This window comes from Methylomicrobium album BG8, assembly GCF_000214275.2.
Lineage (GTDB): Bacteria > Pseudomonadota > Gammaproteobacteria > Methylococcales > Methylomonadaceae > Methylomicrobium > Methylomicrobium agile.
On the sequence record NZ_CM001475.1, the window covers coordinates 320,138 to 336,305 of the forward strand.

The 16,168-nt window shown below is 59.0% G+C and carries 4 protein-coding genes; 3 read left to right on the plus strand and 1 reads right to left on the minus strand.

The annotated features are described in order from the left end of the window. Positions 1-266: 266 nt before the first annotated feature. Positions 267-3,509, minus strand: coding sequence for a chemotaxis protein CheB (locus METAL_RS01525; protein WP_169740950.1), 3,243 nt, complete (start codon positions 3,507-3,509; stop codon positions 267-269). A gap of 987 nt (positions 3,510-4,496) precedes the next feature. Here METAL_RS01525 and METAL_RS19700 point away from each other — a divergent pair. The 3 genes from METAL_RS19700 to METAL_RS01545 all read left to right on the plus strand — a co-directional run bounded on the left by METAL_RS19700 (position 4,497) and on the right by METAL_RS01545 (position 16,120). Further along, positions 4,497-5,636: a sugar transferase gene (locus tag METAL_RS19700; RefSeq protein ID WP_005368942.1), complete on the plus strand. Its 1,140-nt coding sequence runs from the start codon at positions 4,497-4,499 to the stop codon at positions 5,634-5,636. 76 nt (positions 5,637-5,712) lie between these two features. After that, positions 5,713-12,111: a DUF4082 domain-containing protein gene (locus METAL_RS19705; protein WP_005368945.1), complete on the plus strand. Its 6,399-nt coding sequence runs from the start codon at positions 5,713-5,715 to the stop codon at positions 12,109-12,111. Between the two features lie 490 nt (positions 12,112-12,601). Further along, the gene (locus METAL_RS01545) at positions 12,602-16,120 is read left to right on the plus strand and encodes a DUF4082 domain-containing protein (RefSeq protein WP_213069432.1); all 3,519 of its coding nucleotides are present in this window, start codon (positions 12,602-12,604) and stop codon (positions 16,118-16,120) included. Positions 16,121-16,168 lie beyond the last annotated feature (48 nt).

Here is a 16,168-nt window from a genome sequence, read left to right on the forward strand (position 1 = left end):
ATCTGATTATTCAATTGGATGAGCTGCGGTAAACGAGAGTTCGGCAATTCCCCGATTCTTTTTTGCTTCATGCAAGCTGAAAACTTATGGCGGGCGCATCGTCGGCTAAGGATTGGGCCGATCATAATTTCCCCCTCGTTCCCATACCGGGCGTTCATCGTGAGACACCCTTATCTGACTTGGGTTGGTCCTCAAAGGGGATAAGCCGCTGTAGTAGGCTGTGCGTACCATGAAAGGTTGAATAAAGTACGCACGGCCGTCCCTGTTTACGGCCGGGTGATGTCGCGAAAGACGAGAATGCCGCCCGTGATGTTTTCCTTTGCATCCCGGATCGGGCCTGAATTGCAGAGCACCGGGATGTGCTGCCCATCCTTGCGGACGATTACCCAAATTTCATCCTTGACAGTTTCGCCGTTTCGGATCGAGCGCACCAGAGGGAGTTCGTCATCCGCCGGCTTCGTGACCCCATCGGTACGGCGGATGCCCCATCGCTCCGCCAGTTTGCCGCAGGCGACTTTCAGGTGCCTGTCCGGTTTGCCGGTCATCTCCCGGCCGGTCCGGTTGATCATCCGGATTTTCGCGTCAGGGGCGTCCGCGACGACGATGCCTTCCGGCAGATATTCCATCAAGGCGGCCAGCATCCGGTCGCCTTGCTCCGCTTTGGCCAAGGTCCGGCGCAACGTCTCTTCGGTGCGTTTGCGGTCGGTGGTTTCCCAGGCGGTCGTGATCAATCCCCAACCCGCGTCTCCGGGCAGCGCGATCCGGAATATGGACCAGCTGAAGTAAACTTCCTCCACGCGGCTGTTTTCGGAGCTTTTTACTTCATAGGGGGCATCTATCGCGGAAAACGGCTTTCCGGTTTTCGCGACGTTCAGAACGTGTTTTTCTATCTCCGGTTCCTCCGGCCATACCTCGCGAGGCGTCTTGCCCACCATTTTTCTTTGCGGCGCCAATTCCTGGTATTTCGGATTGACCAGCAAGATGTTCATATCCGAGGCGCGCACGATGTTGACCGCCACCGGCAAATGGTCGAGAACCGTTTTCAGCAGGTTGTGCTGCGCCTGAGCCTCCTCTTCGGCCCGTTTGTGTTCGGTGATGTCGGTGAAGGTAATGGCGACGCCGGCGGTTTTGTCGTTACCGGTACGGAAAGGGCCGATCCGGCGCAAATACCAGCGGCCTTCCATATTGCACACCTCTCCTTCGAGAGGTTCGCCCGTCCGCATTACGGCCTGTACATCGTCAATGAAATGAGGATCGACAAACCGCGGCCCGAGTTCGGTGATCTGCCGTCCGGTATCGTAAAGCCGCAGCGGAAAAAGTTCGCCGATGGCCGGCGTAAACCAGCGTACGCGCAGCTCCTTATCCAGGAACAAGGTCATCACCGCGCCGCTGCTGAGCACATGGCTCTGTGTTTCCAGTTCCTGGATCTTGGCATGCAGCCGGGCGTTGACGTCGTTGATCTCCTCGTTGCTGAGATTGAGCTGGTCGTTGACGGCCCGGAGTTCTTCATTCAGCACCTGAAGTTCTTCGCGGGAGGCTGCCAGTTCTTCGATCGTCAGACTCAGCGTATCGCACCAGCAGGGTAGTGTCCCCGGTCCGGCCGCAGAAACGTCCGGCACGGTCTGGCCGGAGCCGTTCCGGGGAGCGAGGGTGCCGGAGCCGTTCGAGCGTACGAACGAAACCAGCAGGCGGGATGTGCTTTCCCCTTCTCCGGACTGGATCGGCGTGAGCTTGATGCGCAATGCGCCTTCGGCCGTTTGGGGTTCACGCAGGCGGTCCATCGTCACCGGTTGCAGCTCGGACAGAACGGTCTGGGCCGCAACTCGAATGTCGGCGGCCCAGACCGGCGGAACCATCGCCAGCAGGTTCAGGGTCGGCTGGCCCGGCGGCAGCCGCAGGAAAGAAGAGGTGTCGCCGTAGATGTGAAGGATGTTGAACTGCACGTCGATCAACACGGACGGAAGATCGAATTCTTCCAGTACCGCCCGATGCGCGCTTTCAGCACCGAGGGTGGCGCTGGTGTGCGAGGGCGGTAGCCGCTTCAGGCGTTTTGGAAACCGGACCGGGCTATTCTCCAGCGGGGCTACTTTTCGATAGATGCGCCGGGGCATCGATACGGTTTCGAAACCGTCCTGTTTTAATGGCAGGGATTCGCCCCGGCCGAGGAATAGGTAACCGCCCATTCGCAGCGAGGCATGCAGCAGCGCCACCACCCGCTGTTGTGCGTAGGGTTCCAAATAGATCAAGAGGTTTCGGCAAGTGACCAGATCCACATCGGCAAAAGGCGGATCCGCAAGCAGGTGTTGCGGCGCGAACACCAGCTTTTCCCTGAGGCTCTTTTTGATTCGGTACTTTCCGCCGTAGGGATAAAAAAAGCGCATCCGGCGTTCCGGTGAAATTCTCTCGACCGCAGCGGCGGAAAATACGCCACGCCGGGCGCGGGCGACGATATCCGGCGACGCATCGGTAGCAAAAATCCGGAAATCGGCCGGTTCGCCCAGCCGATCGATCTGCCCGGCCAGCAGCATCGCGACCGAATACGCTTCTTCGCCCGAGGAACAGGCCGGCGTCCAAACCCGTACGGGACGGTCTCCACGGTGCTCCCGGATCAAGGGCGGGATCACTTTGCTTTCAAGCATGTCCCATGCCTCCGGGTCGCGGAAGAACTCAGTCACGTGAATCGGTATGCTCCGGACCAGCGTTTCCAGTTCGGCCGGTTCCTCGCGCAGCAGCGCGACGTAATCGTGGGCCTGATCGATGCCCCGGGCACGCATACGCTGCTGAATCTGCCAAAACAGCGGGCTGAACTTGTAACCGCTCATATCCGAGCCGGCATGGCGGCGGATCAGCATTAGAATCTCCTCCAGCGGTTGCGCGATGTCTTCCGGTCCCGTAGCCGCCGGCGGATGCACCGCCGCAGCGTAAGTGTCGGCGAGCAATTCACGGGCGATCGCATCCGCCGGCAGAATATGCTTTGCCGTACCGGTCGCGATCGCGGCACAGGGCATGCCGCCGTGCATGGCGGTGGTCGGGTTCTGTACGAAAACGGTGCCACCTGCCTGCTTGATCCGGAGGGCGCCTTCCGCGCCGTCGTTGCCGGTGCCGGAGAGGATCACCGCGATGGCATTGTTGCCGCGGTCTGCAGCCAGGCTTTTGAAGAAAATATTGATAATGTCGATGCAGACCCTGGCGTTGGCGGGAAACGGGCGGCTCCGCAGCCTGCCTTGATCCAGGGCCAGCGCTTCGCCGGGGGCGATCGTGTAGACGTGATCGGGCTCTACCTGCATGCCGTCTTTGGCTTCGCAAACAGGCAGACGGCACACCTTTCCGAGCAGTTCGGGAAGATGGCTCGTATGGTCGGGCGGCAGGTGCTGTATCACCACAAATATCAGCCCGGTTTGGGGCGGCAGGGCGGAAAACAGGTTTTGCAGCGCCTCCATTCCGCCGGCCGATGCGCCGATGCCGACTATCGGAAAGCCTGGTGTTTGCTGTCCATTGTTGTCACTCACCGACATTTTTCACTCCATGAGAGTATGCTCTTTAAATCAAAGGGTTAATTAACTCATTATGATCCATTACAAAAATAAACGTTCGTTCGGAACTGACCGGTTGACAGGCAATTTTCATGCCCTTCTCAGGCTATGGCTCATGCTGTCCACGGAATGATGAAGATATGGCCATTTGGAGATCGGGTTAGTTCACTTGCCGGGGAAAATGTCTTCGATTCGGAATAGGCGCCCTATTTAACAGGCAAGCCAATAAAACGGGAGGGCTTGGTTTACTCATCGCGTTTGGCGGGCGTCAAAATTCAAGATAACAAGGCCGATGCGCCGGCCCCGCAAATCGCGCTCCCGTATGCGGACGACAGACGGGCGGGAACGGGCGATGTCAACTCTCAAAAGCTCGTTCCCGGCGGCGATCATGCCGGGTTGGCGTTTATATGATAAGCCACATGATTATCAGGCCAATAATGATCGCTCCCAGATTCAACATTAATACGAAAGTATCGTCGGCAAAGTTGAGTTTCATTTCGGTTCCTCTCTTCTGTTAATTTAACGGTATGGAGTCTAGAACTCCGCCTTGGGAATTATTCTGTGTGCATGTTTTGATGGCAAGTTTAGGCGGAAAATTCCATTGGCCTTTTAGGTCGAATAGCGCGCTTAATATTATATTTTTAATGGCTCGATAATGGTCGAGTATGAGTTTTAATCTGGGATTATTTGCCCGCTTTTGGTATATAAAATGTATCAGAAACTTATTCAAAATCATTCCAATAATATCTAATGAAAATTTTTATTCGTTGCTCTATTCTACCCTCCAACACAAAGACAAGCCGTGGTTTTTATAAGGAATACAGGGTAATAATCCTATCATTAATATTTACACAGTTGGTATCGTGGATATTCATGCGGTCGCCGGCGTGAAGGCAGGAAATGGGCTCGTGTCCGGTAAGATGGAGTTTAAAGCCGGTTAGACTTCAGGAGGGAAAAATTATAATGAAAATGAAAGAAAAAAGAGAATCCTTTCAAGTAGAATCCGTGCTCTCTCCCGACATACCGAATAATTTAAAACCCAATCCAGTCGATTACAGCGAAATTTTTTATAACTCATTTTTTATCGATCAGTTGCGCCTTGAAAAACTCCGGGCGCAGCGGGCCAAATCCAAATTGTCCATTATCATGTTAACGCTCGATCAGGAAAAGGAAGACAAATTCATCGACAGGATGGCGCTTTTGAATACTGTCCGGGCCAAAACACGGGCTACCGACATTTGCGGCCTGGTCAGCGAAAAAAACCTGGGCGTATTGCTGCCGGATACGGATGAGAAAGGGGCAAAAGAAATCTGTGAAAAGTTGATTCACGAATATCGGGATTTGCCGGTTTCTTTTACGCTCTCGACTTATCCCGATCACATCTTCGAGAGCCTCGCCAAGGAGGGCTGCATTCGCCCCGATGCTTTTCCTTTCGCGCTGGAGGAGGTCAGAGGTCCTTCCTGGATTGAACTGTCGCTGAAACGCGGCCTCGATATCGCAGGATCGATCATCGGCATTCTGGCCTTCATGCCGGTTATGTTGATGACTGCCTTGGTCATCAAAGCGACTTCGCCCGGCCCCGTCATTTTCAGGCAGGCCCGCCTGGGTAAACAAGGGATTCCTTTCACGTTTTACAAGTTTCGCTCCATGTATACGAATACGGATGATCAAATCCATCGCGAATACATCCGCGACTTGATCGGCGGCAATCATGAAAAAGTTAATCAGGGGGATGGGGAAACGCCTTTTTTCAAGATCAGATCCGATCCCAGAATCACCCCCGTCGGCAAATTCATCCGAAAAACCAGCATCGACGAATTGCCGCAGTTTTTTAATGTGCTGAAGGGCGATATGAGCCTGGTCGGGCCGCGCCCGCCGCTTGCCTATGAAGCCGAGAAATACCAGGCCTGGCACCTCAGGCGAATATTAGAAATGAAACCCGGCATTACCGGGCTCTGGCAGGTGGAAGGCCGGAGCAAGACGGATTGGGATGATACCGTGAGGCTTGATATTCGTTACCTTCAGAATTGGTCGTTACTGTTCGATTTGAAGCTGTTAATCAAAACGATCGGAGAAGTATTGCGAGGCAGAGGCGCCGTATGAGCGGCGCCGAAACCTTGAAATTCAGTCAAGACGTCAAACCGGATTTGAATCATTCAATTGCAAGAGGAGTGCGCACGTGAAGAAGCCCAAAGTAAAGTATCTGTATTTAAATACCCTCATTCTGGCTATTTTGTTTTGGACCGTTTATGTTCAAATTCCCGATAGGGACGGACCTATAAGCGCCGCCCATGCCGCGAGCGCCGATTCGGCAAGTGGGGCCTCCGGGATCGAGCTCTCCGGGCGGGGGCTCGATCCGGTCGCGATCAGTCCGGACGGCAATATTTGGGCTACCGTGGAAACCGACGGAAAAATCGTCTTGTGGGATACCGCCGCAGGGCGGATGCTCCAGGCGCTGCCGGCCCAGGCCGAAAGTCCGGCCCAGGGCATTCTTTTCGGTCCTGACGGCAAAACGCTGGCCAGCGTCAGCGATGATTCGGTCAAAATATGGGATACGTCAGCCGGCAGCGTGCGCTTAACGCTTTCCCAGACGGTGCCGATGCGGGTGCTGGCCTTCAGCCCGGACGGCAACTGGCTGGCGGCGGCGGACGAGGAGGCGGCCGTGACGCTGATCGATGCCCGGTCCGGCAGTGTGGCCCGGCAGCTTGCCACCGGCCAGGAGGCAGTCAATGCCATGAGCTTCAGCCCGGACGGCAAATGGCTGGCGACGGGCGGCCAGGACGGCCGGACTAAATTGTGGGATCCGGCGACCGGCGAAGAGGCCGCGGCCCTGCCCGGCAACGCGGCCGTCACCGCGCTGGCCTTCAGCCCGGACGGCAACTGGCTGGCAACCGGAAGCGAAAATGAACAGGTTTTCCTGTGGAATGTGGCCGATAAACGGCCGCAGCTTTTGACCGGCCACGACAGCGCCGTGGTCAAGGTCGCTTTCAGCGCCGATCGGAACCATTTGATCAGCATGGCTAAAACCGGCCAGATGATCGTATGGAACCTGTCGGACGTTTCGAAGCTCGCGGTGCTGCAGACTTCCTTGTCCGATGTCGCCTCGGCGCTTACGGGAGCTGTCGCCGAGACTTTGAATGCAAGTCCCAATATTGCCGCGGCCGCCGGCGTGTCGAATCCGGCTGCGGGCAACGTGCAGAGCGCCCAGGGACTGGCCGCGGGCCGGAATGCCGATGTTTCCGGCAAGAAAAGAAGTCCCCGCCACTGGAAAGGTGTGGCGGCGCTTACCGTAAGTCCGGATGGAACGCTCGTCGGTGGTAGCGTGGACGGTCAGATCAAGGTGTGGACCGCCGGCGGAAGCGAGCGCTTTACCGTGTCGGCGCATCATGGCGCCGGCGTAACCGCTATCGCATTCATCGTCGACGGAAAGGATCTGGTCAGCGTCGGCCGCGATTCGGAACTGGAGATAAGAAATGTTGCGAACGGTCAGCAGGTCCAGGTGCTGGCGGCGCATGAACATCCGATCAGAGCCGTGGCCGCGAGCCCGAATGGAAAATTGCTCGCCAGCGCCGGTGAAGAAACCCGGATCATGGTGTGGGATGCGGAGGCGCGCAAGCTGAGAAACATTCTCTCCGGCGGCCATAGCGATTTCGTGAATGCCTTGTGCTTCAGCGCGGACGGAACCCATCTGGCCAGCGCGGGCGCCGACGGCAGCGTCCTTTGGTGGGAAGTGGAGACGGGGCGGCTCGTCCACACCCTGCTCGGCCATACGGGCGAAGTGAACGCGGTAGCCTGCAGCCCGGACGGCAAATGGGTAGCCAGCGGCGGCTCGGATAATACGGTGTACCTGTGGAATGTCGCCACCGGCAGCCAGGCAGCGCGCTTCGATGGACACCGGGCTGCCGTTAGGGCCGTCGCCTTCAATCCGGACGGCCAGGAACTGGCCAGTACGGGAGAGGATGCCCAGATTCTGGTCTGGAATACGGTCGCCAAACAGCTCGATAGGCAAATCCCCGCCGCGACAAAGGCGGTCAATGCGCTGGCCTACAATCCACTCGGCGATTTGATTGCGGGGGGCGAGGACGGACAAGTGACCGAATGGAACCCGAGGACGAGCCAAAAGATCCGGTCGATTGACATAAAACCACCCGCGCCGGCCAATAACTCCGTCGTGGAGCCCGGCGCGGCTGCGTTGGATGTGCTGATTGCCGGTCGTACGGGATCCAGCTCCGTAGCGCATACTCGGGACGGGATCTTCGAACGGATTCTGAATTGGCTGATTCCTACGGCCAAGGCGGCCATCCCCGACCCACCGGGTGGCCCCATTCTGATCGTTACGACCACCACCGATTCCATCGGCAAGTACTACGCGGAGATTCTGCGGACAGAAGGGCTCAACGAATTCGCAATGGCCGACATTGCCACCGTCAATTCGACAACATTGAACGCGTATGATGTGGTGATTCTGTCGAAGATGACATTGAGCTCCAGCCAGGCAACCCTGTTTTCCAATTGGGTGAGCGCCGGCGGCAATCTGATCACGATGCGGCCGGACTCACAGTTGGCCAATTTGCTGGGCGTCAATATGGCTGGCGGAACGCCGTTGTCGAACGCTTATCTGCGCGTCGACAATTCGAGGGTGCCGGGCAACGGCATCGTCGACCAGACACTCCAGTTTCATGGCGCTGCCGACCGCTATACGCTTTCCGGCGCCACGAGCCTGGCGACGCTTTACTCGAACGCCACAACCGCGACCGCCAATCCCGCTCTGACGCTGCGCAGCGTCGGCAGCAGCGGCGGCCAGGCGGCGGCGTTTGCCTACGATCTTGCGACATCCATCGTGCAGACCCGCCAAGGCAATCCTGACTGGAAAGATCAGGAGCGCGACGGATTTGCGCCCATCCGTTCCGACGACAAGTTTTACGGCGATGCGGCGGGCGACTCGCAGCCCGACTGGATCGATTTCAACAAGCTGGCGATTCCGCAAGCGGACGAGCAGCAGCGTTTGCTCGCCAATCTGATACTCGAAATGAACCGCGACAGGAAGCCGTTGCCCCGTTTCTGGTATTTTCCGCGCGGCGAGAAAGCGGTTGTGATCATGACCGGGGACGATCACGGCAATAACGGCACGCAGGGGCGTTTCAACTATTTCAAATCCAAGAGTCCATCGGGCTGCTCGGTGGCGAATTGGGAATGTGTACGGGGCACGTCGTACATCTTTCCGAACACGCCGCTGGCGCCTAATGACGCTGCCGCTTATAACGCGGACGGTTTCGAGATGGGGTTGCACCTCAACACGAACTGCGAGGATTTTACCCCTTCATCCCTGAGGTCTTTTTACAACCAGCAACTTTCCGATTTCACCGCCAAGTATTCCGGCATTCCGGCTCCCGTTACGATGCGCCATCATTGCATCACCTGGAGCGATTGGGTTACCGGCGCGGTCGTCCAGTTGGAAAACGGCATTCGTTTCGATACCAGCTATTACTTCTGGCCACCCGGCTGGGTACAAAACCGGCCGGGATTTTTCAACGGTTCCGGAATGCCGATGCGATTCGTCAATCTGGACGGTTCGCTGATCGATGTTTATAACGCCACTTCCTATATGACGGACGAGTCGGGGCAGACCTATCCGTTCACGATCGATACCCTGTTGGACCGGGCGCTCGGCCAGGAGGGTTATTACGGCGCCTTTACCATCAACGCGCATACCGATGTGGCGCAAACGCCGGAAGCGACCGAGACGGTGGATTCGGCCCTGGCGCGCAGCGTGCCGGTTGTCTCCAGCAAACAGATGCTGGACTGGCTGGACGGGCGCAATGGGTCCTCGTTCCGCTCGCTGACGTGGAACGGCAACAGCCTGAGTTTTCAGGTGAGCCGCGGCGCGGGCGCCAACGGCCTGCAGGCGATGGTGCCGGTTGCCGCCGCCAACGGTGTTTCTCTGACCGGTATCGGCGGCCCAAGCGGAGCCGTCCAATATACGACGCCTACGGTTAAAGGGATTCAATACGCTTTTTTTAATGCAACGGCGGGAAACTATACCGCGACTTACGGGCTGGATACGACGCCGCCGACGGTCACGTCGACCTTTCCCGCGGGCGGCGCCGGTGGAATCATTCAGCAGCCTGATGTGACGGCCACGTTCAGTGAGCCGATCGATCCGTCGACGGTCACCACAGCCAATTTTCAATTGCAGGCCGGCAGCAATCCCCCGGTGGCCGCCACGGTCAGTTACGATGCCGACACGCGTACCGCGAAGCTGAAGCCCGCCACCTTGCTGTCGCCGACCACGCTTTATACGGCCAGGATTCTGACCGGCATCAAGGACGCGTCCGGCAATCCCCTGGCTTCGCCTTATACCTGGTCTTTCACGACCCAGGCGCAACCTTGCGTGTCCGGTCCTTGCAGCGCCTGGCCCGGCTCGGCCGTTCCCGGTAATCCGTCCGCGAACGATTCGGACTCTGTCGAATTGGGCGTCAAGTTCACCGTCGACCTCGACGGCTCTATCACCGGCGTCCGCTTCTACAAGGGCACCGGCAACACGGGTACCCATGTGGGTCACCTTTGGACGAACACCGGACAATTGCTGGCGTCGGCGACCTTCGGCAACGAAACCGCGACGGGTTGGCAGCAGGTCAGTTTCAATCCGCCGGTCGCAGTCAATGCCGGTACGGTTTATGTCGCCTCATACTATGCGCCTAACGGTCATTACGCAGCCACCAGCAGCCCCGAATTCGGCAGCACCGGCGTCGATGCGCCGCCGGTCCATTTGTTGCAAAGCGGCGTGAGCGGAGGTAACGGCGTATTTGTTTACGGCACGGGCGGGGGCTTCCCGACCGCTAGCTTCCAGTCGACCAATTACTGGGTGGACGTATTGTTCGCGACTAGCGCCGGTACCGACACCACGCCGCCGACGGTAACAGGGCAGTCGCCTCAGCCGAATGCGACCGGCGTCGCCGCCAATACGGCCGTGACCGCGACGTTCAGCGAGGCGATGCAGGCGTCGACCATTGGCACGTCGACGTTCGAGCTGCGGAATGCGGGCGGCAATCTAGTGCCGGCGGCAGTGAGCTATGCCGGCAATACGGCGACCCTGACGCCGAACACGGCGCTGGCCGCGGGCGTCACCTATACGGCCACCGTCAAAGGCGGAGCGGCCGGTGTGAAGGATACGGCGGGTAATGCCCTGGCGGCGGACGTCGTCTGGTCTTTCACTACCGGAGGTGGCGCCATAAGCTGCTCCGGTGCTACCTCGCTTTGGCCGAGCAATCCGGCCCCGGCAGTGGCGGCCGATCCGGATACGGATTCGGTCGAGCTGGGCGTGAAGTTCCGTTCCAACACCAATGGCTTCATCTGCGGCATCCGCTTCTACAAGGGCGGCACCAACACCGGCACGCATATCGGTAAGCTGTGGAGCAGCACGGGCACTTTACTTGCCAGTGCCACGTTCCAGAACGAAACCGCCTCCGGCTGGCAGCAGGTCAGCTTTGCCAGCCCGGTGGCGATCACGGCCAATACCCTCTATGTAGCCTCGTACGTGGCGCCGGTCGGCCGCTATTCCGCCGACGTCAATTACTTCAACAGCGCAGTGACCAGCGGGCCGTTGACCGTGCCGAGCAATGCGGAAGCCGGCGGCAACGGCGTGTACCGGTACGGTACGGGCGGGTTCCCGACCGATACCTTTCAGTCGACCAATTACTGGGTCGATGTGTTGTTTTCAACGGATACGGGCCAGGACACGACGCCGCCGACCCTTACGTCGCGCAGCCCGGCGCCCGGCGCGACCGGCGTGGCGGCCGGGACGGCGGTGACCGCGACCTTCAGCGAAGCAATGGACCCGGCCACGCTGACGACCGCGACCTTCCAGCTGCAGGCCGGCAGCAACCCGGTGCCGGCGACCGTCAACTATAACAGTATCAGTCGCACGGCCACTTTGACCCCCAACGGCGCGCTGGCGGCGAACACCGCCTATACGGCGACCGTGAAGGGCGGCAGTACGGGAGTGAAAGACGCGGCCGGCAATCCGCTCGCGGCGGATGTGAGCTGGACGTTCACCACCGCCAGCGGGGGAGGCGGCGTGGCTTGCTCCGGGGCAGCCGCCTCGATCTGGCCCGCCAACCCGACACCGTCGATCGCCGCCGATCCGGATACGGATTCGGTCGAGCTGGGCGTGAAGTTCCAATCCAACACCAATGGCTTCATCTGCGGCATCCGCTTCTACAAGGGCGTCACCAACACCGGCACGCATATCGGTAAATTGTGGAGCAGCACGGGCACTTTACTTGCCAGTGCCACGTTCCAGAACGAAACCGCCTCCGGCTGGCAGCAGGTCAGCTTTGCCAGCCCGGTGGCGATCACGGCCAATACCCTCTATGTAGCCTCGTACGTGGCGCCGGTCGGCCGCTATTCCGCCGACGTCAATTACTTCAACAGCGCAGTGACCAGCGGGCCGCTGACCGCGCCGAGCAATGCGGCGGCCGGTGGCAACGGCGTGTACCGGTACGGTACGGGCGGCTTTCCGACCGATACCTTTCAGGCCAGCAATTATTGGGTCGACGTGCTGTTCACGCCCAATTAGGGACAGAGCGGCGAAATTATAAAGGTCCGGATAGGAGAAGCCTTTCATCCGAGAGAAAAACCCAACCAATAGAGGATAAAGAATGATTAAAGAGAACGTCGTTTTAAGCGAAGGGGCCGCCATCTACCACTCTCAGTCCGTGAATCTCTATGGCTGCACGATGGGTAAGGACAGGATTCACGCATACGCGAGCAAAGATACAAAACAGAGGCCAGTTTTGCCTAGGTGTTGGCCGGGAAGTAAATGTTATGCCCGTCCGGTAGGATGAAGGTTTATACCGGTTGCCGGGCACAGCAGCGGGGATTCTGCCGTTTCAAAACAATGAAGTTTTTCCATTAAAAATCAAGGGAGCGCGGTCATGATAGAAAAAATTGTTGCTGAAAATAATGACGGGCAATCTGGCTTTGCCAATAATTTTTCAAACATTATCGTATCCCCGATTCCGCGGATAATAATGATTGCATCGATGGGTCTTCTATTTGCGGGATTGATGAAGCCAGCATCAGCCGCCTGTTCCGGCGCCGCCTCGCTTTGGCCGAGCAATCCGGCCCCGGCAGTGGCGGCCGATCCGGATACGGATTCGGTCGAACTGGGCGTGAAGTTCCGTTCCAGCACGAACGGCTTCATCTGCGGCATCCGCTTCTACAAGGGCGGCACCAACACCGGCACGCATATCGGTAAGCTGTGGAGCAGCACGGGCACTTTACTTGCCAGTGCCACGTTCCAGAACGAAACCGCCTCCGGCTGGCAGCAGGTCAGCTTTGCCAGCCCGGTGGCGATCACGGCCAATACCCCCTATGTGGCCTCGTATGTGGCGCCGGTGGGCCGCTATTCGGTAGATGCCGGCTATTTCGGCAGTGCAGTGACCAGCGGGCCGTTGACCGCGCCGGGCAATACGGAAGCCGGCGGCAACGGCGTGTACCGGTACGGTACGGGCGGGTTCCCGACCGATACCTTTCAGTCGACCAATTACTGGGTCGATGTGTTGTTTTCAACGGATACGGGCCCGGACACGACGCCGCCGACCCTCACGTCGCGCAGCCCGGTGCCCGGCGCGACCGGCGTGGCGACCGGGACGCCGGTGGCCGCGACCTTCAGCGAAGCGATGGACCCGGCCACGCTGACGACCGCGACCTTCCAACTGCAGGCCGGCAGCAACCCGGTGCCGGCGACCGTCAACTATAACAGTCTCAGTCGCACGGCCACCTTGACCCCCAACGGCGGGCTGGCGGCGAACACGGCTTATACGGCGACCGTGAAGGGCGGCAGTATGGGGGTGAAAGACGCGGCCGGCAATCCGCTCGTGGCGGATGTGAGCTGGACGTTCACCACTGGCGTAAATCCTTGTTCAATCGGGGGCAATGCTATCGTGTGCGAGAACTCCAAGGCCGGCAATCCTGCCAGTGAGTGGGATGTCGCAGGGGCTGGCAGTTCAAATATTCAGGGCTATGCCACGGATATCAGTGTCAACAAGGGCGAGACCGTTCACTTCAAGATCAAGACGCCATCCACGAATTATCGGCTCGATATCTACCGCATGGGTTATTACGGCGGGAATGGCGCTCGTAAGATTGCCACGGTGGCGCCTTCGGCGAATTTGCCGCAGACCCAGCCAGCCTGTCTGAACAATAGCGCGACCGGACTGATCGACTGCGGTAATTGGGCGGAGTCGGCCTCCTGGGCGGTTCCGACGGATGCCGTTTCCGGCATCTACTTTGCTAAGGCGGTCCAGCAGGACAGCGCCGGCCAGGCCAGCCATATCGTATTCATCGTTCGGGACGACGCGAGCACCTCCGATATATTGTTCCAGACTTCGGATACCACCTGGCAGGCTTACAATACGTACGGCGGCAATAGCCTTTACACGGGATCACCGGCGGGCCGTGCCTACAAAGTCAGCTATAACCGGCCTTTCAATACGCGTAGCGTGGACAACGGCCAGGATTGGGTATTCAACGCCGAGTATCCGATGGTGCGCTGGCTGGAGGCCAATGGTTATAACGTCAGCTACTTCTCCGGTGTCGACAGCGACCGGCGCGGCAATCTGATAGCCAACCATAAGGTATTCCTTTCAGTCGGGCATGACGAATATTGGTCCAATACCCAACGCACGAATGTCGAAGCGGCCCGCGATGCGGGTACTCATCTGGGGTTTTTCAGCGGCAACGAGATATTCTGGAAAACCCGTTGGGAAAATAATATCACCAACTCGGCAGGTAACCTGGGCGCCGCATCTTATCGAACGCTGGTTTGCTATAAGGAAACCCATGCCAACAATAAGATCGATCCGTTGCCCAATGTATGGACAGGCACGTGGCGTGATCCGCGCTTCAGTCCCCCGGCGGACGGAGGCCGGCCTGAGAATGCGCTGACGGGCACTATCTTTACTGTCAACGATGGCGCCACTACCAGAATCATCGTACCGGCGGAAGAAGGCCAGATGCGGTTCTGGCGAAACACCGGCATTGCGAACTTGCCGGCCGGAAGTTCAGCCTCTCTGCCAAACGGCACGCTGGGTTATGAGTGGGATGAAGACCTGGATAACGGCTTCCGTCCGGCCGGACTGGTCAGGCTGTCAACGACTATAGTCAATAATGCGCCCGTCCTGACCGATTTCGGTTCCACTTATGGCTCTGGCACCGCCAATCATGCGCTGACGCTGTACCGGGCAGCCAGCGACGCTCTGGTTTTCGGAGCAGGCTCCGTACAGTGGATATGGGGCCTGGACAGTAATCATGACCGGGCCGGCACACCGACGGATACCAATATGCAGCAGGCGACCGTCAATCTGTTTGCGGATATGAATGTTCAGCCGGCTACTTTGCAGTCGGGCCTCCAGGCGGCGACGGAGTCGACCGATATAGCCTCTCCGATATCGACCCTATCGGTGCCGGCGTCCGGGGCAACGGTCCCTGTGGGGAGCAACGTGACGATCAGCGGCAGCGCCACGGACAGCGGCGGCGGGCGGGTTGGCGGCATCGAGGTTTCGGTCGATGGCGGCCTGGCCTGGCATCCGGCCAGCGGACGCAGCAGTTGGACTTACAACTGGAGAACGCCGAGCGCGTCCACGACGGTAAACATCAAAAGCCGGGCTGTAGATGACAGCGGCAATCTGGAAACGGCGGGACCGGGCATTACCGTAAATGTCGGCTCGGGTTCGGGGCCTGACACGACGCCGCCGACCCTTACGTCGCGCAGCCCGGCGCCCGGCGCGACCGGCGTGGCGACCGGGACGGCGGTGACCGCGACCTTCAGCGAAGCGATGGACCCGGCCACGCTGACGACCGCGACCTTCCAGCTGCAGGCCGGCAGCAACCCGGTGCCGGCGACCGTCAACTATAACAGTATCAGTCGCACGGCCACTTTGACCCCCAACGGCGCGCTGGCGGCGAACACGGCCTATACGGCGACCGTGAAGGGCGGCAGTACGGGAGTGAAAGACGCGGCCGGCAATCCGCTCGCGGCGGATGTGAGCTGGACGTTCACCACCGCCAGCGGGGGAAGCGGCGTAGCCTGCTCCGGGGCCGCCGTCTCGCTCTGGCCCGGCAATCCGACGCCGGGACTGGTAATCGATCCGGATACGGTATCGGTCGAGCTGGGCGTGAAGTTCCAATCCAACACCAATGGCTTCGTCTGCGGCATCCGCTTCTACAAGGGCGACACCAACACCGGCACGCATATCGGTAAATTGTGGAGCAGCACGGGCACTTTACTTGCCAGTGCCACGTTCCAGAACGAAACCGCCTCCGGCTGGCAGCAGGTCAGCTTTGCCAGCCCGGTGGCGATCACGGCCAATACCCTCTATGTAGCCTCGTACGTGGCGCCGGTCGGCCGCTATTCCGCCGACGTCAATTACTTCAACAGCGCAGTGACCAGCGGGCCGCTGACCGCGCCGGGCAATGCGGCGGCCGGCGGCAACGGCGTGTACCGGTACGGTACGGGCGGCTTTCCGACCGATACCTTTCAGGCCAGCAATTATTGGGTCGATGTGCTATTCACGCCCAATTAGGGACAGAGCGGCGAAATTATAAAGGTCCGGATAGGAGAAGCCTTTCAT

Bases quoted from the DNA above. Each gene is read 5' to 3' on its own strand.
- METAL_RS19700 (WP_005368942.1), top strand. From the start codon at position 4,497: ATGAAAATGAAAGAAAAAAGAGAATCCTTTCAAGTAGAATCCGTGCTC.
- METAL_RS01545 (WP_213069432.1), top strand. From the start codon at position 12,602: ATGAAGCCAGCATCAGCCGCCTGTTCCGGCGCCGCCTCGCTTTGGCCG.